Raw genomic sequence first — 21,653 nt, forward strand, 5'->3', positions numbered from 1 at the left:
CTGCGCCGGGCAGCGCCTCCAGGGAGGCCATGTCGATCTCGTTGTCGAAGTGGCCGACGTTGGCGACGACGGCGAGGTGCTTCATCGCGAGGATGGCTGGACGGGGACGGGCTCGGTGTCGGGGATGGGGGAGGCGTCGCGGCCGCGGAGGTCGGGGTGGACGCGCCACGCCAGCGCGGGCACGACGAACCCGACCAGCGCGAACGCGCCCGCCACCCAGAACGCGCCGACCGGCCCCTGAGCGTCGATCAGGAACCCCGCGAGCGCGGAGCCCAGAGCCGCGCCGATGAGCTGGCCGGTGCCGACCCAGCCGTACGCCTCCGCCGTGTCGGAGAACTTGACGCTCGCCGACACGATCGCGAACAGCACGGCCAGCGCGGGCGCGATGCCGAGGCCCGCGATGATCAGCGACAGCGACAGCCCCCACCACGACCACAGCATGAACGTGGAGATGACGACGCCGACGAACACGATGAGCATGCGGCGCGCCGTCGCCCACGGCCCGATCGGGATGTGCCCGAACGCGAGCCCGCCGACCAGCGAGCCCAGCGACCAGATCGCCAGCACGATGCCGGCGAACGGCGAGCCCTCGCCGAAGTTCGCGACGACCCCGGCCTCCACCGCCGCGCACGAGCCGATGAGCAGGAAGCCGACCACGGTCGCCAGCAGCACGGGAGGCCGCGCCAGCACCACCCCGAACCGCCGCTTGCTGCGCGGGATGCGCACCCGGCCGACCTCGGGCGACGAGATGAACCAGGCGCCGCCGAGCAGCATGATCGCCACCGACATCAGGACGCCCTCGACGGTGCCGATCTGCGTCGACACGAACGTGATCGCGACCGGGCCGGCGATCCAGATGATCTCCTGGGCGGACGCGTCGAGCGAGAACAGCGGGGTGAGCTGCCGCGAGTTGACCATCTTCGGGTAGATGGTCCGCACGGCCGGCTGGATGGGCGGCATGCTAAGCCCGGCGAAGAACGCCACCGCCATCGTGAGCGGGATGGGCATCACGACGATGCCGATCGCGGCCACGGCGGCCGAGCACAGCGCGAGCGTCGTCCACAGCACCACGCGCATCCCGACCACGCCCATCAACCGGCTGGTCATCGGGCCGGCGATGGCCTGCCCGATGCTCATCGCGCCGAGCACGAGCCCGGCCGCGCCGTAGGAGTGGTGGATGCGCTCGATGTGCAGCAGGAACGCCAGCGAGAGCATCCCGAACGGGAAGCGCGCCGTCAGCTGCGCGGCGATGATCCGCGCGACGCCTGGCGTCTTCAGAAGGCTCGAGTAGCTGCTCACAGTCTGCTCACTCTATCGGTCCGGCTCGATCGTGGAAGGGTCGTGAAACCCATTCGAGGGGGTGTGGAAATGTGCATAACTTCTGCACATCTGTGGATGACACGCCCACTAGATATGGGGGCATGGAAATGTCGGCACCCGGCTATATAGTGGTGGACGCGACAGGGGGTCCGATCGGCACCCGAGGCCTCGATACGAGGTTTTCGGAGCGCTCCGCTCACCCCGCCGCAGGGACTTCGCCGCTCACCGGAGCGGCACCGTTGAGGTAAACAGAGGGAGAGAAAGTGGCTATCACTGTTGTGAAGCGGAACGGCGAGCGCGAGCCGTACGACGCCAACAAGATCAACCTGGCCATCGAGCACGCCGCCGCCGGTCTGGACGAGAACATCACCTGGGTGACCCAGATCGCCAGCGAGCTGGAGCTGACCCTCTTCGACGGGATCACCACCCAGCAGCTCGACGAGGCGGTCATCCAGGTCGCCCTCCAGAACGTCAAGGACGACCCGGCGTTCGACACCGTCGCCGCGCGCCTCCTCCTCAAGACGATCTACAAGCGCGTCCTCGGCGACTACGCGACCCTCGACGAGCTCACCGAGCTGCACACCTCCCACTTCCGCGGCTACATCGAGCGGGGCGTCTCCGAGACCCTCCTCGACTCCCGCTTCACGACCCTCTTCGACCTCGACCGCCTCGCGGGCTCCCTCGACCCGTCGCGCGACGAGCTGCTCAAGTACATCGGCGTCGTCACCCTCAACAACCGCTACGGCATCAAGGCGCGCAACGGCGACTCCCTCGAGGTGCCGCAGTACTTCTGGATGCGCATCGCGATGGGCCTCTCCCTCAACGAAGCCGACCCGACCGCGCACGCCCTCGCGTTCTACGACAAGATGTCCAACCTGGAGTACCTGGCCGCGGGCTCCACGCTCGTCAACGCGGGCACTGCCTACCCGCAGCTCTCCAACTGCTTCGTCATGGAGATGCAGGACGACATCGAGCACATCGCCAAGTCGGTCCGCGACGTCATGTGGCTCACCAAGGGCACCGGCGGCATCGGCCTCGCGGTCACCAAGCTGCGCGCCCAGGGCTCGCCCATCCGCTCCAACAACACCACCTCCACCGGCCCGATCCCGTTCATGCACACGATCGACTCGGTGCTGCGCGCGGTCAGCCGGGGCGGCAAGAAGTTCGGCGCCCTGTGCTTCTACATGGAGAACTGGCACATGGACTTCCCGGAGTTCCTCGACCTCCGCCAGAACTCCGGCGACCCGTACCGCCGCACCCGCACCGCCAACACCGCGGTGTGGATCAGCGACGAGTTCATGAAGCGCGTCCAGAACGACGAGGACTGGTACCTCTTCGACCCGCTGGAGGTCGCCGACCTCAACGAGCTGTACGGCAAGGCGTTCTCCGAGCGCTACGCGTTCTACGTCGGCGAGGCCGAGGCCGGTCGCCTGCACATGTTCAAGAAGATCAGCGCCCGCTCGCAGTTCAAGGACATCCTGATGAGCCTGCAGACCACCAGCCACCCGTGGCTGACCTGGAAGGACACCATCAACAACCGCGCCCTCAACAACAACACGGGCACGATCCACCTCTCCAACCTCTGCACCGAGATCACGCTGCCGCAGGACCGCGACAACGTCTCCGTCTGCAACCTGGCCTCCATCAACCTGTCGCGTCACCTCGTCGACGGCAAGATGGACTGGGAGCGCATCGAGGCGAGCGCCCGCCAGGCCGTCCGCCAGCTCGACAACCTGATCGACATCACGGTGTCCAGCGTGGACGAGGCCGACTTCTCCAACCAGCAGAACCGCGCGATCGGCCTGGGCGTGATGGGCTTCACCGACATCGTCGAGCGCCTCGGCTTCAGCTACGAGAGCGAGGAGGCGTACGCCCTGATCGACGAGATCATGGAGCACGTCTCGTACGCGGCGATCGACGAGAGCGCCGACCTGGCCCAGGAGCGCGGCGCGTACCCGAACTTCGAGGGCTCGCGCTGGTCGCAGGGCCTGGTGCCGTTCGACTCGATCGCGCTGACGGAAGCCGACCGCGGCCTCCCGATCACGGTCGACCGCACCACCCGCCTCGACTGGGACCGCCTGCGCGAGAAGGTCAAGGGCGGCATGCGCAACGCCACCCTGATGGCCATCGCGCCCACGGCCTCCATCGGCCTCGTCGCCGGCACCACGCCGGGCTTCGACCCGCAGTTCTCGCAGATCTTCAGCCGGTCGACCTCCTCGGGAAAGTTCCTCGAGGTCAACCGCAACCTGGTCGAGACGCTGCAGGAGCGCGGCATCTGGCAGGACGTCCGCGAGGCGATCCTGCGCTCGCAGGGCGACATCCAGGGCATCGCGGCGATCCCGGACGAGATCAAGGCCACGTTCAAGACCAGCTTCCAGCTCTCGCCGTACGCCTTCATCGAGGTCGCAGCCCGCGCCCAGAAGTGGATCGACCAGGCGATCAGCCGCAACATGTACCTCGAGACGCGCGACCTCGGCGACATGATGGACATCTACTACGCCGCGTGGGAGAAGGGCGTCAAGACGACCTACTACCTGCACATGAAGCCGCGTCACCAGGCCGAGCAGTCGACCGTCAAGGTCAACAAGGCCGAGGAGATCTCGGGAGCCCGCACCGGCTTCGCCACGGTGGGCGCCGGCGCTGCTGTCGCCCCCGCCGTCACCGAGACCGCTCCGGCGGCTGCTCCCGCCCGTCGCGGGTTCGGCTTCGGCGGCCTGACCTCCAACACCCCCGCGGGTGGTGAGAAGTAATGAACAGCACCAAGATCGAGGAGTACTACGTGCCGGTCGACCCGATGGACGACCTCCAGTGCGAGTCCTGCCAGTAGAGTCCTCCAAGAGAATCGGGCGCCGCCGTAGACGATAGAGAAGAGACGAAGATGGGCATCCTGGGAACGGGAATCGAGGAGGGCCTCCTCCTCAAGCCGGTGAAGTACAAGTGGGCGATGGACCTCTACGACCAGGCCGTCGCGAACACCTGGTTCCCCAACGAGATCCAGCTCGGCGAGGACATCGCGGACTTCAAGCGGATGACCGACGAGGAACGTCACGCGGTCACCTTCCTGATGAGCTACTTCAACCCGAACGAGCTCCTGGTGAACAAGGCGCTGGCGTTCGGCGTCTACCCCTACATCAACGCGGCCGAGGCGCACCTCTACCTCGCCAAGCAGATGTGGGAGGAGGCCAACCACTGCATGTCGTTCGAGTACGTCCTGGAGACGTTCCCGATCGACCGCGAGCAGGCCTACAACTCGCACGTCGACATCCCGTCGATGGCGCGCAAGGAGGAGTTCGAGGTCGGCTTCATCAAGCGGATGACCGAGCAGACGCTCGACATCACGACGACCGAGGGCAAGCAGGACTTCATCCGCAACCTCGTGGCCTACAACGTGATCCTCGAGGGCATCTGGTTCTACTCGGGCTTCATGGTGGCGCTGTCGTTCCGCCAGCGGAACCTGCTGCGCAACTTCGGCTCGCTGATCGACTGGGTGGTGCGCGACGAGTCGCTGCACCTCAAGTTCGGCATCAACCTCATCCTGACGGTGCTGGAGGAGAACCCCGACCTGCAGACGCCGGAGTTCGCCAACGAGATCCGCCAGATGATCCTCGACGCCGTGGAGATGGAGGAGCAGTACAACCGCGACCTCCTGCCGGGCGGCATCCTGGGCCTGAACGCCAACTACATCAACCAGTACGTCCGCTACCTGGCCGACCGCCGCCTGGAGGAGCTCGGCTTCGAGGCCGAGTACAAGGTCTCCAACCCGGCCAAGTGGATGGCGACCGCCAACGACACGCTCGAGCTGGTCAACTTCTTCGAGTCGACCAACACCTCGTACGAGTCGAACGCGAAGGCGTCGAGCGGTCACTGAGATGACGATGCGGAACTCTCCGCTGATCACTGCCGCCGCGCTGGACGCCGCTTCAGGGACCGAGTCCCTGTGGAGCGGCGCCGGCCGGCGGCGGTCGACGTTGCGGGTACTCGATGTGCGCTGGAAGCTCGGCGGCCCTCCCGGGGCCGAGGAGTTCGCGAAGGGGCACATTCCCGGAGCGGTATACGTCGACCTGGACACCGAGCTGGCCGGGCACGGCCTGCCGACGGACGGGCGGCATCCGCTGCCGGACATTGAGGCGTTCCAGGCGTCCGCGCGCCGGTGGGGCGTGAACGACGGGGACAGCGTCGTCGTCTACGACGACGTCTCGGGCACGTCGGCCGCGCGGCTCTGGTGGCTGCTGCGCCACGCCGGGTTCGAGGACGTGCGCGTTCTCGACGGCGGCCTGTCCGCGTGGGTCGCCTTCGGCGGCGGCCTCGACACGGGCAGTTCGGCTCCCGTTCCCGGGACGGTCCAGCTCTCGTACGGGAGCCTCCCGACGCTCGACGCGGACGCCGCCGCCGCGCTTCCGGCAGGCGGAGTGCTGCTCGACGCGCGCGCCGGTGAGCGGTTCCGCGGCGAGGTCGAGCCGATCGATCCGCGCGCGGGGCACATCCCGGGCGCCGTGAGCGCTCCGACCGCCGACACCATCGGGCCGGACGGCCGGCTGTTGCCGCCGGATCAGCTCGCCGCCCGATTCGCCGCGCTCGGCGCCGGCCCGGAGACGCGGACCGGCGTCTACTGCGGCTCCGGTGTCACCGCCGCCCACGTCGCTCTCGCGATGGAGGCCGCCGGCCTGCCGATGCCCGCGCTCTACCCCGGCTCGTTCTCGGCCTGGTCGAACGATCCGTCGCGCCCGGTGGCCGTCGGCGGCTGATCAGCCCAGCCCTGTCAGCCGGTGGCCGGTGAGCGTCACCAGGTAGCCTCCGGCGAAGTACGCGCCGCCCGGGTAGTTCATTCGCCACAGCTCCGCGCCCGACTGCCGGTCGAATGCAGTGATGGTGCTTTCGTTCGACTGGGGTGCGACCGCATAGGTGTTCGCAGGTCCGAAGAGCAACCCTGTCCCGGTCCCGCTCGGCACATCCGGAAGCGGATGAGGCGCGCCCGTCGATGCCGCGAAGGTGCACGTCTTCGTGGTGCCGATCACGACGATGAGGTCGTCGTGCGCCGCGTCCAGGACGACCTCGGTGAGGGGCATAGGTCGTGACGAGTCCAGACCGCACCGGGCCGCAGACGCGGACCACCGGGTTGTTCCGCTGGCAGCGTCGACGACGGTGAAGTCGGAACCGGAAAGCACAGCGAGGAGATCGGATGCGGTGGGGTAGGTGACGTCCGCCCCGGCGACGCCGTCCATCGCGTGGACGGGGACGACGTAAGCGGTGGGCGGGAGCTGCTTCGTCCAGATCGATCCTCCGGAAGGGTCGAGACCTGTCAGCAGGGAGGGGTGCCCAACGCTGTCGTAACCGGACATCGCCACCCTGGTGGACGCGCCCTGGATCAGGGAGGAGTCGTTCCATCCGGAGTCCAGACGTCCGGTCGTTGCGTCGATGCGGGCGAAGTCGTACGGGTTGCCTGCCGAATCAGGCGAGTTCGCGATGCTGACCGGAGCGAAGTTCGCGCCACCCCCGAACGGAAACACATAGGCGCTCTTTCCGGGGGCGGGGGTCGACCAACGGGTCGAGCTCACGTCGCGGGGGTCGGCCCGGACGATGGTCTTCCCCGTACTCATGATGATGTCGCCCGAGTCGCCTGGCACGGGCACGACATCGATCAAGCGGTCGTTGACTGTGCCTGCGAAGTTCCCCACGGTCGCTCCGGTGACGAGATCGAGGACGTCGTGAGGTCCGCCTCCGAGGGCCGCGTCCGCGACGAGGACGCGTCCTGACGTCCCGAGCACGATGACATCGACGTCGTAGAGCGGCTGAGCGTGCCACGTCCACTCCCGCGACCACAGCACAGTGCCGTGCTTCGTGTCCACGAGCGACACCGCCACGTGCTGCAGATCGTCCTGGCAATCGGGGGAGCCGTCGCCCACGACGTTGGCGCCCAGTTGGACGAGCGCGAGGCCGTCCGCGACGTCGTAGACGTGGTGCTGCTCGCAGCTCCGTCCCGTGCCGGGGAGGTCCACGGACCAGGGAGCTGCTGCGAGTTCGTTCACGTCGTGCCGCTCGATCGGCGTGGTCTGGACGGCGATCGGCAGGGTGGACGGCGTCGGCGTCGGCGTCGCTGTGGGGGTCGGGGTGGACGTGGAGCTCGGTGTCGGCGCGGGCGCAGGCGCGGGCTCCGGCGAGCCGAAGTGCAGCACTCCGCTGATCGCCAGCGCGGCGGTTCCGCCGGCGAGGAGGGCGGCGGCCCCGACCAGGCCGGCGACGAGCGCGAAACGGAGGCGGGCGGGACGGGCAGGGGCGTTCGCGACGGTCTCGTGGAGGATGTCGCGGAGGGCGGCGCTGCGCGCCGGGTCGAAGACGGGGCCGGTGGCGGTCATTCTGCACCTCCTTCGAGGGCGGGGGTCGTGGCAGGGGCAAGCGCGAGGTCGCCGAGACGACGCTTGGCTCGGGAGAGCCGGGATTTGATCGTGCCGAGCGGGACGCCGAGGGTGCGTGCCGCCTCGGCGAGCGGAAGCTCCTCCAGTACGCAGAGCGTGATGACGTTCTGGTCGGCGGCGGACAGGTGGGCGAAGGCGTCGCGGACGCGCCGGTCGCGATCCCGGTTGTCGAGGCCGGCCACGACGCCGTCGGCGTGATCGGGCTCGTGAGCCGGTTCGGGCATGCGGGCGAGGGCCGCCCGGTGGCGGCGCTTGCTGCGTTCGAGGTTGTGGACGGTGTTGTTCGCCGTGACCAGCAGCCACGCGATGATCGAGCCGTCCACCACCCGCACGGCGTCGCGACGGCGCCAGGCCTCCAGGAAGACCATCGCGGTGACGTCCTCGGCGTCGTGAGGCTGCCGGACGAGTCGCAGCGCGTGGCCGAAGACGCGATCGCGATGCGCGTCGAAGAGGAGGGTGAACGCGTCGGGGTCCCCGTGACGCGCTCGGGACCAGGCGTCCGCCTCGTCCGATCCGGCGTTGTTCATATCCCCTAGTGTCCGATCGGCCCGAAAGGTTCCATCATGGCGCGGCGGACGCCGGCCGCACGGTGTAACACGTCGAAACAGCCCGTGCGCTTCCCAGCGCACGGGCCTATCGTTCCTCCATGACCGCGCTCGACCTGATCCCCTCCTCCGCCCCCGGGAACCTCCCGCTGGGCGAGGTGTGCGACTCGGCGGCGGCGCTCATCGGCAACACCCCGATCGTCGAGCTGCACGCCCTCCCGTCCGGGCTCGACGTGAGGGTCCTGGTCAAGCTGGAGGGCCGCAACCCCGGCGGCTCGTCCAAGGACCGCATCGCGCTCAACATGATCCGCACCGCGGAGGCGGCCGGCGCGCTGGCCCCTGGCGGCACGATCGTGGAGGCCACCAGCGGCAACACCGGGATCGGCCTGGCGCTGATCGGCCGGCTCACCGGGCACCCGGTCGTCATCGTCCACGCCTCCGACATCTCCGACGAGAAGCGCAAGGTCCTCGCGGCCTACGGCGCGCGCTTGGTTGAGGCCGACTGGGAGGCCGGGCCCGACGACCCCGCCAACCCGCGCGCGGTCGCCGACCGGATCGCCGCCGAGACGCCCGGCGCGTGGCGCCCGGCCCAGTTCGCGAACACCGCCAACCCGGAGGCGCACTACCGCGGCACCGGGCCGGAGATCTGGCGGCAGACCGCGGGCCGGGTCACGCACTTCGTGGCCGCCATCGGCACCGGCGGCACCGTGAGCGGCACCGGACGCTACCTCAAGGAGGTCAGCGGCGGCGCCGTCGAGGTGCACGGCGCCAACCCGGCGGGCTCGACCTACGACGGGGGAGCGGCCGGCCGCATCCTGATCGACGGGGTCGGGACCGCGTGGCCGCGCGAATTCTGGCCGCAGACCTTCGACCGGGGGGTGGTGGACGAGGTGCACACGGTCGAGGATGGTGTGGTCTACCGCACGCTCCGCCGGCTCGCCGCCGAGGAGGCGCTGCTGCTCGGACCGTCGTCGGCGCTCGCCGTCGCGGCGGCCCTCCGGGTGGCGCGGGAGGCGCGGCCCGGATCGGTCATCGTGGCGATCGCCCCGGACGGCGGCACCAACTACCTGACGAAGGCCTACGACGCGGACTGGCTGACCGCCGCGGGCGTCGGCGTCGACTGACTGACTGACTGACACAAGGATCACATGGCACTCCTCCACTTCGGCTGGTTCCTCGGCGCGGGCTTCGGCGTCCAGGGCTGGGGCGACCCGAGCTACGGCGTCGGCTACGACTGGAAGCAGCCGCCGGTCTACCAGGACGCCGCGCGCGCCTTCGAGGGCGCCGGCTTCGACCTCTTCATCATCGAGGACGGCGTCGCCGTGCCCGACACCTACGGCGGTTCGGCCGAGGTGAACCTCGCCGCCGCGCGCTTCGTCCCGAAGCACGACCCGCTGCCCCTCGTGCCCTACCTGCTCGGGGCGACCTCCCGGCTCGGCATCGTGCCGACGCTGAGCGCGAGCTTCTACGAGCCGTTCACCGCCGCGCGCCTACTGAGCACCCTCCAGCACTTCGCGGGAGGCCGGCTCGGCTTCAACGTCGTGACCAGCGGCTCCGACCTCGCCGCGCAGAACTACGGCCTCGACAAGCAGGTCGAGCACGACCTCCGCTACGACCGCGCCGACGAGTGGGTGGACGTCGTCCGCAAGCTCTGGCGGAGCTGGGAGCCCGACGCCATCGTCGAGGACGTGGCGGGCGGCGTCTTCGCCGACTACCGCAAGGTGCACACGATCGACCACGAGGGCCGGTTCTTCCGCGTCCGCGGGCCGCTCAACACCGCGCCGGCGGCGGAGGACCCGGTCATGGTGCAGGCGGGCGCGTCCGGCCGCGGCCGCGACTTCGCAGGCAAGAACTCGGACGTGGTGCTGGCGCTGGCCTCCACCGCAGAGCGGATGCGGGAGCATCGCGACAGCATCCGGGAGGTCGCCGTGCAGCACGGCCGGCCGGCCGACGCGGTGAAGGTGCTGTTCGTGGTGCAGCCGATCCTGACCGCGAACGCCGAGGAGACCGCGAGCGTCCGCGCCGCGCGCGCCGAGCTGACGCAGGCCGCGATCGACGAGCAGCTCCAGTCGATCAGCTACCTGACCGGCGTCGACTTCAAGACCTTCGACCTCGACGCCCCACTGCCGGACGTCACCACCAACAGCAACCGCGGCACGCTCGACAACTTCGTCTCGTCGGCTCCGGCGGGCTCAACGCTGCGCGAGATCCTGCAGACCCGCGCGAAGAAGGACGGCCTCGCGATCATCGGCACGGCCGACGAGGTCGCCGACCACCTGGGCGAGCTGGGGGAGGCCGTCGGCGGCGACGGGTTCCTGTTCACCGGCCAGGTGCACCCGGCCAACGTGCACCGCACGCTCGACCCGCTCGTGCCCGCCCTGCGGCGGCGCGGTTTGCTGCGGAGCGAGCTCGGGGACGGCGGGCTGCGGCAGAACCTGGCCGATTTCTGACATGCGGCCCGTCCGGTTCGGCGCGCAGTCTCCGACCGTCTCCGACATCGTGGCGGTCGCGGAGGGCGCCCCGGTCGAGCTCGACGCCGACGCCCGCGCGACGCTCGCGGCCTCCCGCGCCGTCGTCGACCGCGCGATCGAGTCGGGCGAGCCGGTCTACGGACTGAACCGACGGCTCGGCGCCGGACGGGACGACGCGGTGGAGGCCGACGAGCTGGCGGCCTTCCAGCGCCGCACCATCGCGAACCACCGCGGCGGCGTCGGCGAGCCGCTCACCGAAACGGAGGCGCGCGCGGTGGTCGCCGCCCGGCTCGCCGGCTTCACGCGCGGGGGAGCGGGCGTGCGGCCCGAGCTCGCCGACGCGTACGCGGCGCTGCTCAACGCGGGCGTGACGCCGCGCATCCCGTCGCGGGGATCGGTGGGGGCGGCTGACCTGACGGCGCTGGCGGAGGTCGCCGCCGTGGTCATGGGCACCGGGGCCGTGCTGCGCGATGGCGCGGAGGTGCCGGCTGCGGAAGCGCTCGCGGACGCCGGCCTGGATCCGATCGAACTCGCGCCGCACGAGGCGCTCGGCGCGTTGAGTGCCAACGCGCTGAGCATCGGCGTCGGCTCGCTCGCCGCCGTCGCCGCCCGGCAGCTCGCCGAGGCGGCCGACCTGGTCGTCGCGCTGTCGCTGGAGGCGGTCGCCGCCCACGGACCCGCGGGCAACCTCAGCCCGTACTCCGAGGCCGTGGCCGACGCCCGCGGAGGCGAGGGCCAGCGCGCGTCCGCCCAGGCGATCCGCACGGCGCTGGCCGGCAGCGCGGTGGAGGCGACGGACCGCACGGTCAGCGTCCAGGACCCGCTCGCCTTCCGGACGGCGCCGCAACTCCACGGCGCGCTGCGGGAGGCCGTCGCCCGGCTCCGCACCGAGCTGGAAGTGGAGCTCGCCGCGCGCTCGGAGAACCCCGTCGTCGACCTCCCGAGCGGCCGGCTCGTCTCCGGCGGCAACTTCCAGGCCCTCCCGCTGGCGCTCGCGCTGGAGAGCCTGCGACTCGCGCTGGCCCACGTCGCGGAGGCGTCCGAGCGCCGCAGCGCCGCCCTCTCGCTCGCGCTCGCGCCTGCCCGGCGTGACGGCCGCACGCGCGTCCCCGGCCTCCTGCTGTACGCGGCCGCGGACGCCGTCGCCGAGGTGCGCCAGCTCGCCGCACCGGCCACGCTCGGCAGCTCGACGCTGTCGGGCGTGGAGGATCACGCCACCTACGCGCCGCTGGCGCTCCGTCTCCTGCAGCGCTCGCTCGCTCTCACAAGCGAGGTGCTCGCGATCGAGGCCCTGCACGCCGCCGACCTGCTCGGCGTCCTCGACGCGACGCCGACCGGCGCGGGCACCGCGCCGCTCGCAGCGGCGCTCACCGCCGCCCTCGGCGCGGCGCCCGCCCTCGACGCGCTCGTGCGCACCACCGAGCGCGCCCTCCTCCTCGGCTGACCCCCCCACATTCGTGCCGAATGTCGCGTTCCGCGCCGCCATTCACCACATTCGTCACGAATCGCGCCGCCCGCGATTCCCCACATTCGTGCCGAATGTCGCGTTTGGCACCGCGATTCGCCACTTTCGTGCCGAATCGCGCCGCCCGCGAATCACGACATTCGTGCCGAATCGCGCCGCGCGCGATTCGGCACATTCGTCACGAATGTGGTGAATGGCGGTGCGAATCGCGACATTCGGCACGAATCGCGGCGCGCGCTAGAGGTCCTTGCGGAAGGCGAGGTACGAGACGCGCTCCCAGTCGCCGTCGAGGTCGAAGAGGGGCGAGTAGCCGAGCGAGATGTACAGTGCGACGGCCTCGGGCTGGCGGGCGCCGGTGGTGAGCACGATCGTGCCGATGCCGCGGCGGGCCGCCTCGGCCTCCAGCTCGCTCATCACCCGGCGGGCGAGTCCCTGCCGGCGGAACGCGGAGTGCGTCCAGACCCGCTTGACCTCGACGGTGGCGTCGTCCTCGCGCATGAACGCGCCGCCCGCCACCGGAACGCCCTCGGAGTCCACCAGCAGCAGGAACGTGCCGCCCTCCTCCGCCGTGAAACGCTCTGCGGGGTAGCGCGACAGCTCCGCCGAGGACGGGATGCCGTCGTTGAATCCGTACCGTTCGTCGTACTCGCGGGAGAGCTCCTCGACCAGCGGTGCGGCGAGCGGATCGTCGGGGCGGGTGACGACCACGCGAGCCGTCGCGGCGAGGCCGGATTGCGGTTGGATCACGACCCGACCCTAGCGCGGCAGGGCGCGTCGCGCGCATTCGATGTCACCGGGGGTCGCAGACAACGGATTCCGCGCAAAGAAAGACGAAATCTCTGCGAAACTTGCAGGAAAACTGGCGTTTCACGCGCGATTTAGTATGCGTATAACGCGTGGGGCCTAGGGTATTCTCCCCTTACCCCTCCTGCACACCCTGCACCAGGAAGAAGGACAAATACCATCATGCGCATCCGTTCCGTGGCCCCCGTGGCCGCCCTCGCCGCCGTGGCAGCGCTCGCGCTGTCCGGTTGTGTCGACAACTCCACCCCCTCGTCGAGCGGCTCAGCGTCGAGCGCCGCGTTCGACGTGAAGAAGGACGACTCGCTCGCCAACAGCGTCCCCTCGAAGATCAAGTCCGCCGGTGTCCTCACCGTCGGCATGGACGACACCTACCCGCCGAACGAGTACAAGGACGACAACGGCAACCCCGCCGGCTGGGAGGTCGACTTCACCAACGCGATCGGCCAGAAGCTCGGCCTCAAGATCAACTATGCGATCGCCAAGTTCGACAACATCATCCCCAGCATCACCGGAGGCAAGGACGACTTCGGGATGTCCTCGTTCACCGACACGGTCGAGCGCGAGAAGCAGGTCGACTTCGTCAACTACTACAACGCCGGCATCCTGTGGGCGTCCGCCAAGGGCAAGACCGTCGACCCGGACAACGCCTGCGGCATGAAGGTCGCCGTCCAGTCGACCACCTTCGAGGACACCGACGAGGTCCCCGCCAAGTCGAAGGCCTGCACCGACAAGGGCAAGCCGGCCATCCAGGCGCTGCGCTACGACAACCAGGACGACGCCACCAACGCGGTCATCCTCGGCAAGGCCGACGCGCTCAGCGCCGACTCGCCCGTCACGCTGTACGCAGTGTCCAAGTCGAGCGGCAAGCTCCAGGCCGCGGGCAAGACCTTCGACGTCGCGCCCTACGGCATCCCGGTCGCCAAGAACTCCGCCCTGACGCCGGTGCTGCAGAAGACCATCCAGGCGCTGATCGACGACGGCACCTACAAGAAGATCCTCGACAAGTGGGGTGTCGCCGACGGCAGCGTCACGAAGGCGGACATCAACGCAGCGTCGAAGAGCTGACCTGATGTCCCAGGGCATTCCTGCCGGTCCGGCGACGGGGGCAGCCCCGTCGCCGGCCGGCGCCCCGCCGTCCGAGCCGATCAAGGCGATCAAGCTCCGTCACCCGTGGCGGATCGTGTTCGCGGTCGTGATCGTCCTGCTGTTCGTCTGGTTCGTCGTCGACGCCTCGCAGCGCTCCGCCTACGGCTGGCAGTACGTCGGCAAGTACGTCTTCGACAGGCGCATCAGTGCTGCTGCGCTCGTGACCCTCCAGCTCACGATCTACTCGATGGTCATCGGCGTCATCCTGGGCCTCGTGCTGGCCGTGATGCGGCTCTCGCCGAACCCGGTCGTCAAGTCCGTCGCCTGGCTCTACCTCTGGGTCTTCCGCGGCACCCCGGTGTACGTGCAGCTCGTGTTCTGGGGCCTGTTCTCGCTGATCTACCCGCACGTCTTCCTCGGCGTGCCGTGGACCGGCGTCGGCGTGACCTTCGACCTCGCCTTCATGCAGAACGCGTTCATCATCGCGATCATCGGTCTTGCGCTCAACGAGGCCGCCTACATGGCGGAGATCGTGCGCGCCGGACTCCTCTCCGTCGACAGCGGCCAGGAGGAGGCCGCCACGGCCCTCGGCATGTCGTGGTGGCAGACGATGACCCGCATCGTCATCCCGCAGGCCATGCGCGTGATCATCCCGCCGACCGGCAACGAGGTCATCTCGATGCTGAAGACCACCTCGCTGGTCGCGGCGATCCCGCTCACCACCGACCTCTACGGTGTCGCGCGCGACATCTCGGCGGTCACCTACACGCCGATCCCGCTGCTGATCGTCGCCTCGCTGTGGTACCTGCTGTTCACCTCGATCCTGATGGTGGGCCAGTACTTCCTCGAGAAGCGGTTCTCGCGCGGCGTCAACATGCGCCGGCCCGACAACAAGGAGCCGGCGCTCGCCACGGGCGCGCTTCCGGCTGCCGGCGCACCCGACGGCAACAACCTGGGAGGCAAGGGATGAGCGACGCGACGCAACGGGACACCACCGCGCGGGCCGGCGTGACGCCGATGGTCCTGGCCGAGGGGGTCTCCAAGAGCTTCGGCTCCAACGAGGTGCTCAAGTCCATCTCGCTTTCCGTGCGTCCGGGCGAGGTGCTCTGCATCATCGGCCCGTCCGGCTCGGGCAAGTCCACCTTCCTGCGCTGCATCAACCACCTGGAGCGCGTGGACGCCGGCCGGCTGTCGGTCGACGGCCAGGTGGTCGGCTACCGTCAGCACGGCGACAAGCTCTACGAGCTGAAGCCGAAGGAGGCCTCCCGCCAGCGCCGCGAAATCGGCATGGTGTTCCAGCGCTTCAACCTGTTCCCGCACATGACGGCCCTCGAGAACATCATCGAGGCGCCGATGCGCGTCAAGGGGCTGCCGAAGGCGCGGGCCGTGGAGCGGGCGAACGAACTGCTCGTGCGCGTCGGCCTCGCGGACAAGGGCGACCACTACCCGTCGCAGCTCTCCGGCGGCCAGCAGCAGCGCGTGGCCATCGCCCGCGCGCTGGCGATGGACCCGAAGCTGATGCTGTTCGACGAGCCGACCTCCGCCCTCGACCCCGAGCTGGTCGGCGAGGTGCTGGATGTCATGAAGGGCCTGGCGGCCTCCGGCATGACGATGGTCGTCGTCACCCACGAGATGGGCTTCGCCCGCGAGGTGGCGGACGAGCTGGTCTTCATGGACGGCGGCGTCGTGGTGGAGTCCGGCGACCCGCGTGAGGTGCTCGCCAACCCGCAGCACCAGCGCACGCAGGCGTTCCTGTCGAAGGTGCTGTAGCCCGGCCGATGCGTACCGGCTCTGCCAGGATGAGGGGATGACCGAGAACAGTCGTCCCCTCGTCCTGGTCACCGGTGTCGGTCGGCCCGCTGCGATCGGCACCGGGATCGTCCGGCGGCTGGCCGCCGACGGCTGGGATGTCGCGTTCGCGGACCTCGAGCCGGAGCCCGGCTTCGCGGAGGCGCTGGCCGAGGAGGCCGGGGCGTCGGGCGCACGGGTGGCCGGCTTCGTGGCCGATCTGTCGACCGAGGAGGGTCCGCAGGAGCTCGTCCGCCGGGTGCGCGCCGAGCTGGGACCGATACGGGCGCTCGTCGGCAGCCACGCGTACTCCGTCGACAGCGGCCTCCTCGACACGAGCGTCGCCGCGTTCGACCGCCACTTCGCCGTGAACACCCGCGGGAGCTGGCTGCTGATCCGCGCGTTCGCCGAGCAGTTCGTGGATGCCCCGGGCTCGGGCCGCATCGTCGCCCTCACCAGCGATCACACCGCGCACAATCTCCCGTACGGCGCCAGCAAGGGCGCGCTCGACCGCATCGTGATCGCGGCCGCCGTGGAGCTCGCCCACCTCGGCATCACCGCCAACCTCATCAACCCCGGCCCGATCGACACCGGCTGGATGACCCCCGACCTCGCCGAGACGCTCGCCGCCGAGACCGCCCTCGGCCGCCTCGGCCGTCCGCAGGACACCGCCGACCTCGTCGCGTTCCTGCTGTCCCCGTCCGGCGGCTGGCTCAACGGCCAGCTCCTCCACTCGAACGGCGGCTTCCACCTCCCCGTGTGACGCCCCCCCAGCCATCAGTTCCGGAGTTGTGTACGCCCATCGACGGCGTGTTGCGTACACAACTCCGGAACGGATTGCGCGGTCAGCCGGCGAGCACTTTGCGGATGCGTTGGAGGGAGACGGTCTCGGCGGTGCCGAGGGACTGCGCGAAGAGGGAGACGCGGAACTCCTCCAGCATCCAGCGCGCGTGCGTCAGGTTCTCGGGCGCGTGCGCGGCGGGCGGGATGCGGCCGCCGGCCTCCGTGTAGAGCGCGGTCGCGGTCTCCACCTGCGTCTGCCAGGCGCGGTCGCGGCCGGGGTTGGTCGGCAGCGCCTGCATGCGCTGGGTGATCCCGTTCACGTAGCGCGGCAGGTGCGCGAGCTGGACGAGGCCGGTCGCCGAGACGAAGCCCGGATAGACCAGGCCGCCGAGCTGTGTCTTCGCGTCGTTGAGCGACGGCAGGTACGCCAGCGCCGTCGTCCCGCCGATCGCCTTCTCGGCGGCGCGCGCCGCGGTCAGGATGCGGGTGACGAGCGCGACCGTCTCGAACATCGAGTCCATCACGACCCCGGACACCCGGTCACGGACCGCCTCGAACTCTGCGCGCATGAAGAGCTGGCCGTCCGGCTTCATCCGGTACAGCACCGAGTCGATCACCGCGAGCAGGCAGTCGTCGAACAGCGCCTTCGTGTTCGGGTACGGGCTCGCCGCCAGCGTCAGCTTCTCGTTGGCGGTCAGGTGCTGCTGCACGTACGCGACGGGCGACGGGATGCTCGCCAGCAGCAGCCTCCTGACTCCGCCGGGCAGCGCCCGCGCCTGCTCGGTCGGTGTCGACATCAGCCGGATGCTGACGCTCGCGCCGTCGTCCACCAGTGCGGGGTAGGCGCGGATGGTGTTGACCGTGCCGCCCGGACCCTTCTGCGTCGTATCGAGGTGGCGGGGCAGCTCCTCCAGGTCCCAGGTGGTGAGGCCGGAGCGCTCGATCGCGTCGGGCGTGCGCGCCTCCGCGACGCGGGCGACCGAGTCGCGGGCGCGCGAGCGCAGCCGCTCCTGCAGTTCCATCAGGTCCTTGCCGCTCGCGACCGGGCGGCCGCGCTCGCCGACCACCTGGAAGGTCGGCCGCAGGTGGGCGGGCAGCCGCTCCAGGTCGAAGTCCGTTGCGCTGACCCGGGAGCCGGTCTGCCGGGAGATGGTGGCGGCGAGCGTCTCGGCGAGGGAGGCCGCGGGGCGCCGTCCCGCGTGGGCGTCCATCCCGGCCGCGCTGGACAGCTCGCCGAGCAGCCGCTTGGCCCAGTCGGCGGCGGGCACGACCTGGCGGCGGATCGCCTTGGGCAGCGACTTGATCATCGCGGTCACCAGTTCCTGGCGGAGGCCGGGCACCTGCCAGTCGAAGCCGTCCGGCACGAGCCCGGCGAGCAGCGGCAGCGGCACCTGCACGGTCACGCCGTCGTCCTCCGCGCCAGGCTCGAAGCGGTAGCGGAGGGTGAGCCGCTGGTCGCCCTGCCGCCAGACCGGCGGGAAGGCCTCCTCGTCGATGCCGGCCGCGTCGTCCTCGAGCAGCGCCTCCGCGGTCATGGTGAGGAGGTCGGGTGTCTCGGTGCGCGCCTTCTTCCACCAGCCCTCGAAGGAGCGCGTGGAGACCACGTCGGCCGGGATGCGTGCGTCGTAGAACTCGAACACAGCCTCGTCGTCGTTGAGGATGTCGCGGCGGCGGGTGCGCTCCTCCAGCTCGCGCAGCTCGGCCAACAGCTTCCGGTTGGCCCGCTCGAACGCCTGCCGCGAGTCCCACTCGCCGTCCACGAGCGCGTGCCGGATGAACAGCTCGCGGGACAGCTCGGCGTCGATGCGCGCGTACTGCACGCGGCGCCGCGGGATGATCGGGACGCCGTACAGCGTGACGCGCTCGTAGGCGACGACCGCGCCCTGGCTCTTCTCCCAGTGCGGCTCGCTGTACTGCCGCTTGCAGAGGTCGCCCGCGATCGGCTCGGCCCAGGCCGGGTCGACGGCCGCGTTCATCCGCGCGAACAGCCGGGAGGTCTCCACGAGCTCGGCGGACATGATCGCGTTCGGCTGCTTCTTGGCGAGCGCCGAGCCGGGGAAGATCACGAACCGGGTCTGCCGCGCGCCGAGGTACTCGGACTGGCGCTGGCCGCGCGCGGAGCCCTTGTTGCCGGCCTCCCGGATGTCTTTGAGCCCGAGGTGCGACAGCAGCCCGGCCAGCAGCGACCGGTGGATGCCGTCCGGGTCGACCGACGGCTCGCCGATGGTCAGCTCCAGCGGCCGGGCGAGCTGACGGAGCTGGCGGTAGACGTCCTGCCACTCGCGCACGCGCAGGAAGTTGAGGTATTCGGCCTTGCACAGCCGCCGGAACGCGCTGGAGGAGAGCTCGCGCTGCTGCTCCTCCAGGTAGTTCCAGAGGTTCAGCAGGGTGAGGAAGTCGCTGGTCGGGTCGACGAAGCGCGCGTGCTTCTCGTCGGCGCTGCCGCGCTTCTCGACCGGGCGCTCGCGGACGTCCTGAATGGTGAGGCCGGCGACGATCGCCATCACCTCCCGCGACGTGTTGTGCCGCTTCGACTCCACGACCATGCGGGCGAACCGCGGGTCGATCGGTAGCCGGGCGAGCTGGCTGCCGACCTTGGTCAGCTCGATGCCTCCGGAGCGGGTGGACGGGCGGGTCGCGCCCAGCTCGGCCAGCAGGTCCAGGCCGTCCTTGATGCCGCGCGAGTCCGGGGGCGTCAGGAACGGGAACGCGGCGATGTCGCCGAGTCCGAGCGAGATCATCTGCAGGATGACGGCGGCCAGGCCGGTGCGCAGGACCTCCGGCTCGGTGAACTCCGGCCGTTTCTCGAAGTCCTCCTGCGAGTACAGCCGGATCGCGATGCCGTCGCTGGTGCGTCCCGACCGGCCGGAGCGCTGGTTGGCGCTCGCCTGCGAGATGGCCTCGATCGGAAGGCGCTGCACCTTGGCGCGTGTGGAGTAGCGGCTGATGCGGGCGGTGCCGGCGTCCACGACGTACTTGATGCCGGGCACCGTGAGGCTGGTCTCGGCCACGTTGGTCGCGAGCACCACGCGCCGCCGGACGCCGGGCATGGTGGAGGGCTGGAAGACGCGGTGCTGCTCGGCGGAGGACAGCCTCCCGTAGAGCGGCAGCACCTCGGTGCCCGGGAGGTTGCGGCCGCGGATCGCGTCGGCGGCGTCCCGGATCTCGTTCTCGCCGGAGAGGAACACGAGCACGTCGCCCGCCGCCTCCCGGGCCAGCTCGTCGAGGGCATCGTTAATGCCCTGGAGATAATCGCGGTCGGCGGCGGGGACCGGGTCCGGGTCGTCCTCGTCCGACTCCAACGCCTCGGCGACGAGCGGACGGTAGCGCAGTTCGACGGGATAGGTGCGGCCGGAGACCTCCACGATCGGCGCAGGGGTACCGTCCGCCGCGGCGAAGTGCGCGGCGAAGCTCTCCGGGTCGATGGTCGCGGAGGTGATGATCACCTTGAGGTCGGGACGCTTCGGCAGCAGCTCGCGCAGGTAGCCGAGCAGGAAGTCGATGTTGAGGCTGCGCTCGTGCGCCTCGTCGATGATGATCGTGTCATAGGCGCGCAGCAGCCGGTCGCGGTGGATCTCGTTGAGCAGGATGCCGTCGGTCATCAGCTTGATGCGGGTCGCGGCCGACACCCGGTCGGTGAAGCGCACCTGGTAGCCGACGAGTTCGCCGACGCTCTGGCCCAGCTCCTCCGCGATGCGCTCGGCGATCGTGCGGGCGGCGAGCCGGCGGGGCTGGGTGTGGCCGATGCTCTCCCGGCCGAGCTCGAGGCAGATCTTCGGCAGCTGCGTGGTCTTGCCCGAGCCCGTCTCGCCGGCGACGATGACGACCTGGTTCTCCCGGATCGCGCGCGCGATGTCGTCCCGCTTCTGGCTGACGGGCAGCTCGGGCGGGAAGACGATGCGGGGGAGGGCGACCGGTGCAGACATGAGCCCTCCAGTCTATCCGTTCGGAGGACATCCACACTTTCGCAAAACTCTTGTGCACGCAGAGTACTTTGTGTTACAAAGTACGCATGAACGAGAACACGCCCGGCGACGCGCGGGAGATGCTGGACCTCATCGACGGCCAGCAACGTCGTGTCAGCCGTGAATACCGCCTCCCCGTCGTCTGGCTGTACACCGTTTGGGCGGTGGCCTGGCTGGTCGGCTTCCTCGCCCTCTACCTCGCGCAGCTCGGCGTGTTCGATCCGGTCGCCGCCGGCATCGTCTTCGGCGTCCTGATCGCCGGCTCGATCGTCGCCTCCGCCGTGATCGGCTCGCGGATCGGCCGCGGCGTACGCGGGGAGTCCCAGTACGCGGGCACCGTCTACGGCGTCTCCTGGTCGGTGTGCTCCGTCGCGTTCGCGCTGCTCGGCATCGGCATGATCGTGCAGGGCCTGGCGGGCGACTTCGCCGGGCTGTACTTCCCGAGCGCCTACGCGCTGATGTGCGGCACCCTCTACCTCGCCGGCTCCGCGATCTGGCACGACCGGCTGCAGCTCGTCCTCGGCCTCGCCCTGCTGGTGGTGGGCGCCGTCGCGCCGTTCCTCGGACTGGGCCCGAACCTGCTGCTCATGGCCGTCGCGGGCGGTGTGATCTTCGGGGCGGGCGCGATCATCACCCTCCGGACGCTGCGCGACCCGAGCTCCCGGCGGTGACGGGCGTGGACGAGCTGGACCCGATCATCCACGCCGCCGCCCGCCTCAAGATCACGGCGACCCTGGCGACGGTCGCGGATGGCGGCAGCATGTCGTTCCCGCGCCTCCAGGAGCTGCTCGACCTCACCGCGGGCAACCTGGCGACGCACCTGCGCAAGCTGGAGGACGCCGGCTATGTGGCGGTCGAGAAGACGCACCGCGGCCGCGTCCCGGTCACCTACCTCGCGCTGACCACCTCCGGCCGCCGCGCGTTCGAGGACTACACCGCCACGCTCCGCTCCATCCTCGGCGCCTGAGCGCGAACTGGGCATTGTGGGCGCGTGCACCGTGACGTAGGTTTCC

The 21,653-nt window shown here is 70.1% G+C and carries 17 protein-coding genes; 12 read left to right on the plus strand and 5 right to left on the minus strand.

Features of this window, described 5'->3' with window-relative positions; genetic code table 11:
• Positions 1 to 81: 81 nt before the first annotated feature.
• Positions 82 to 1,299 carry an MFS transporter gene (locus ACFRFH_RS18955; RefSeq protein ID WP_382464544.1) on the minus strand — a complete coding sequence of 406 codons (1,218 nt, stop codon included), beginning with the start codon at positions 1,297 to 1,299 and terminating at the stop codon, positions 82 to 84.
• A gap of 284 nt (positions 1,300 to 1,583) precedes the next feature.
• On the opposite strand from ACFRFH_RS18955, the gene ACFRFH_RS18960 reads away from it, so the two are divergent.
• The 3 genes from ACFRFH_RS18960 (at position 1,584) to ACFRFH_RS18970 (ending at position 6,065) form a co-directional block, all read left to right on the plus strand.
• Positions 1,584 to 4,070 carry a ribonucleoside-diphosphate reductase subunit alpha gene (locus tag ACFRFH_RS18960; RefSeq protein ID WP_382464545.1) on the plus strand — a complete coding sequence of 829 codons (2,487 nt, stop codon included), beginning with the start codon at positions 1,584 to 1,586 and terminating at the stop codon, positions 4,068 to 4,070.
• A gap of 128 nt (positions 4,071 to 4,198) precedes the next feature.
• Positions 4,199 to 5,188 carry a ribonucleotide-diphosphate reductase subunit beta gene (locus ACFRFH_RS18965; protein WP_370054308.1) on the plus strand — a complete coding sequence of 330 codons (990 nt, stop codon included), beginning with the start codon at positions 4,199 to 4,201 and terminating at the stop codon, positions 5,186 to 5,188.
• Between the two features lies 1 nt (position 5,189).
• Entirely contained in the window at positions 5,190 to 6,065 is an 876-nt protein-coding gene (locus ACFRFH_RS18970) for a sulfurtransferase (protein ID WP_382464546.1), read from the plus strand.
• On the opposite strand, the gene ACFRFH_RS18975 is transcribed toward ACFRFH_RS18970, so the two are convergent.
• Both ACFRFH_RS18975 and ACFRFH_RS18980 read right to left on the minus strand, forming a co-directional pair.
• On the minus strand, positions 6,066 to 7,673 hold the full coding sequence (locus ACFRFH_RS18975; protein ID WP_382464547.1) for a hypothetical protein: 1,608 nt from the start codon (positions 7,671 to 7,673) through the stop codon (positions 6,066 to 6,068).
• Complete coding sequence (locus ACFRFH_RS18980; protein ID WP_382464548.1) at positions 7,670 to 8,260, minus strand: RNA polymerase sigma factor; 591 nt, start codon at positions 8,258 to 8,260, stop codon at positions 7,670 to 7,672. The genes ACFRFH_RS18975 and ACFRFH_RS18980 overlap by 4 nt, the downstream gene beginning before the upstream one ends.
• 119 nt (positions 8,261 to 8,379) lie before the next feature.
• Between ACFRFH_RS18980 and ACFRFH_RS18985 the strand changes: the two genes are divergently transcribed.
• Genes ACFRFH_RS18985 through ACFRFH_RS18995 form a run of 3 tightly spaced genes read left to right on the plus strand, consistent with a single transcriptional unit; the run spans position 8,380 to position 12,193 of the window.
• Positions 8,380 to 9,402, plus strand: a complete 1,023-nt coding sequence (locus tag ACFRFH_RS18985) for a PLP-dependent cysteine synthase family protein (protein WP_382464549.1) — start codon at positions 8,380 to 8,382, stop codon at positions 9,400 to 9,402.
• 24 nt (positions 9,403 to 9,426) lie between these two features.
• Positions 9,427 to 10,728, plus strand: coding sequence for an NtaA/DmoA family FMN-dependent monooxygenase (locus ACFRFH_RS18990; RefSeq protein ID WP_382464550.1), 1,302 nt, complete (start codon positions 9,427 to 9,429; stop codon positions 10,726 to 10,728).
• A gap of 1 nt (position 10,729) precedes the next feature.
• Positions 10,730 to 12,193 (plus strand): aromatic amino acid ammonia-lyase, encoded by a 1,464-nt coding sequence (locus ACFRFH_RS18995; RefSeq protein WP_382464551.1) that lies wholly within the window; start codon positions 10,730 to 10,732, stop codon positions 12,191 to 12,193.
• A 258-nt stretch (positions 12,194 to 12,451) separates the two neighbouring features.
• On the opposite strand, the gene ACFRFH_RS19000 is transcribed toward ACFRFH_RS18995, so the two are convergent.
• Positions 12,452 to 12,961 carry a GNAT family N-acetyltransferase gene (locus tag ACFRFH_RS19000; RefSeq protein WP_382464552.1) on the minus strand — a complete coding sequence of 170 codons (510 nt, stop codon included), beginning with the start codon at positions 12,959 to 12,961 and terminating at the stop codon, positions 12,452 to 12,454.
• A gap of 219 nt (positions 12,962 to 13,180) precedes the next feature.
• Here ACFRFH_RS19000 and ACFRFH_RS19005 point away from each other — a divergent pair, with 219 nt between their 5' ends.
• The 4 genes from ACFRFH_RS19005 to ACFRFH_RS19020 are packed head-to-tail and all read left to right on the plus strand — an operon-like array spanning position 13,181 to position 16,655.
• The gene (locus tag ACFRFH_RS19005; RefSeq protein WP_382464553.1) at positions 13,181 to 14,083 is read left to right on the plus strand and encodes an ABC transporter substrate-binding protein; all 903 of its coding nucleotides are present in this window, start codon (positions 13,181 to 13,183) and stop codon (positions 14,081 to 14,083) included.
• A gap of 4 nt (positions 14,084 to 14,087) precedes the next feature.
• Positions 14,088 to 15,074 carry an amino acid ABC transporter permease gene (locus ACFRFH_RS19010; protein ID WP_382464554.1) on the plus strand — a complete coding sequence of 329 codons (987 nt, stop codon included), beginning with the start codon at positions 14,088 to 14,090 and terminating at the stop codon, positions 15,072 to 15,074.
• Between the two features lie 47 nt (positions 15,075 to 15,121).
• Complete coding sequence (locus ACFRFH_RS19015) at positions 15,122 to 15,874, plus strand: amino acid ABC transporter ATP-binding protein (RefSeq protein ID WP_382464620.1); 753 nt, start codon at positions 15,122 to 15,124, stop codon at positions 15,872 to 15,874.
• A 37-nt stretch (positions 15,875 to 15,911) separates the two neighbouring features.
• Entirely contained in the window at positions 15,912 to 16,655 is a 744-nt protein-coding gene (locus ACFRFH_RS19020) for an SDR family oxidoreductase (RefSeq protein WP_382464555.1), read from the plus strand.
• Positions 16,656 to 16,737: 82 nt separating this feature from the next.
• Here the strand turns inward: ACFRFH_RS19020 and hrpA are convergent, their stop codons facing one another.
• Entirely contained in the window at positions 16,738 to 20,601 is a 3,864-nt protein-coding gene (gene hrpA / locus ACFRFH_RS19025; protein WP_382464556.1) for an ATP-dependent RNA helicase HrpA, read from the minus strand.
• Between the two features lie 86 nt (positions 20,602 to 20,687).
• On the opposite strand from hrpA, the gene ACFRFH_RS19030 reads away from it, so the two are divergent.
• On the plus strand, positions 20,688 to 21,311 hold the full coding sequence (locus ACFRFH_RS19030; protein WP_382464557.1) for a hypothetical protein: 624 nt from the start codon (positions 20,688 to 20,690) through the stop codon (positions 21,309 to 21,311).
• 5 nt (positions 21,312 to 21,316) lie between these two features.
• Positions 21,317 to 21,607 (plus strand): transcriptional regulator, encoded by a 291-nt coding sequence (locus ACFRFH_RS19035; RefSeq protein WP_382464558.1) that lies wholly within the window; start codon positions 21,317 to 21,319, stop codon positions 21,605 to 21,607.
• Positions 21,608 to 21,653 lie beyond the last annotated feature (46 nt).

Origin of the sequence: Leifsonia sp. NPDC056824, from assembly GCF_042789575.1 — a bacterium.
In the GTDB taxonomy this organism is placed as follows: Bacteria; Actinomycetota; Actinomycetes; order Actinomycetales; family Microbacteriaceae; genus Leifsonia.

What these genes read in the sequence shown, in the direction of transcription:
- ACFRFH_RS18965 (WP_370054308.1), top strand. Translation starts at nt 4,199, where the DNA reads ATGGGCATCCTGGGAACGGGAATCGAGGAGGGCCTCCTCCTCAAGCCG.
- ACFRFH_RS18970 (WP_382464546.1), top strand. Translation starts at nt 5,190, where the DNA reads ATGACGATGCGGAACTCTCCGCTGATCACTGCCGCCGCGCTGGACGCC.
- ACFRFH_RS18975 (WP_382464547.1), bottom strand. Translation starts at nt 7,673, where the DNA reads ATGACCGCCACCGGCCCCGTCTTCGACCCGGCGCGCAGCGCCGCCCTC.
- ACFRFH_RS18980 (WP_382464548.1), bottom strand. Translation starts at nt 8,260, where the DNA reads ATGAACAACGCCGGATCGGACGAGGCGGACGCCTGGTCCCGAGCGCGT.
- ACFRFH_RS18985 (WP_382464549.1), top strand. Translation starts at nt 8,380, where the DNA reads ATGACCGCGCTCGACCTGATCCCCTCCTCCGCCCCCGGGAACCTCCCG.
- ACFRFH_RS18990 (WP_382464550.1), top strand. Translation starts at nt 9,427, where the DNA reads ATGGCACTCCTCCACTTCGGCTGGTTCCTCGGCGCGGGCTTCGGCGTC.
- ACFRFH_RS18995 (WP_382464551.1), top strand. Translation starts at nt 10,730, where the DNA reads ATGCGGCCCGTCCGGTTCGGCGCGCAGTCTCCGACCGTCTCCGACATC.
- ACFRFH_RS19005 (WP_382464553.1), top strand. Translation starts at nt 13,181, where the DNA reads ATGCGCATCCGTTCCGTGGCCCCCGTGGCCGCCCTCGCCGCCGTGGCA.
- ACFRFH_RS19010 (WP_382464554.1), top strand. Translation starts at nt 14,088, where the DNA reads ATGTCCCAGGGCATTCCTGCCGGTCCGGCGACGGGGGCAGCCCCGTCG.
- ACFRFH_RS19015 (WP_382464620.1), top strand. Translation starts at nt 15,122, where the DNA reads ATGGTCCTGGCCGAGGGGGTCTCCAAGAGCTTCGGCTCCAACGAGGTG.
- ACFRFH_RS19020 (WP_382464555.1), top strand. Translation starts at nt 15,912, where the DNA reads ATGACCGAGAACAGTCGTCCCCTCGTCCTGGTCACCGGTGTCGGTCGG.
- hrpA (WP_382464556.1), bottom strand. Translation starts at nt 20,601, where the DNA reads ATGTCTGCACCGGTCGCCCTCCCCCGCATCGTCTTCCCGCCCGAGCTG.
- ACFRFH_RS19030 (WP_382464557.1), top strand. Translation starts at nt 20,688, where the DNA reads ATGAACGAGAACACGCCCGGCGACGCGCGGGAGATGCTGGACCTCATC.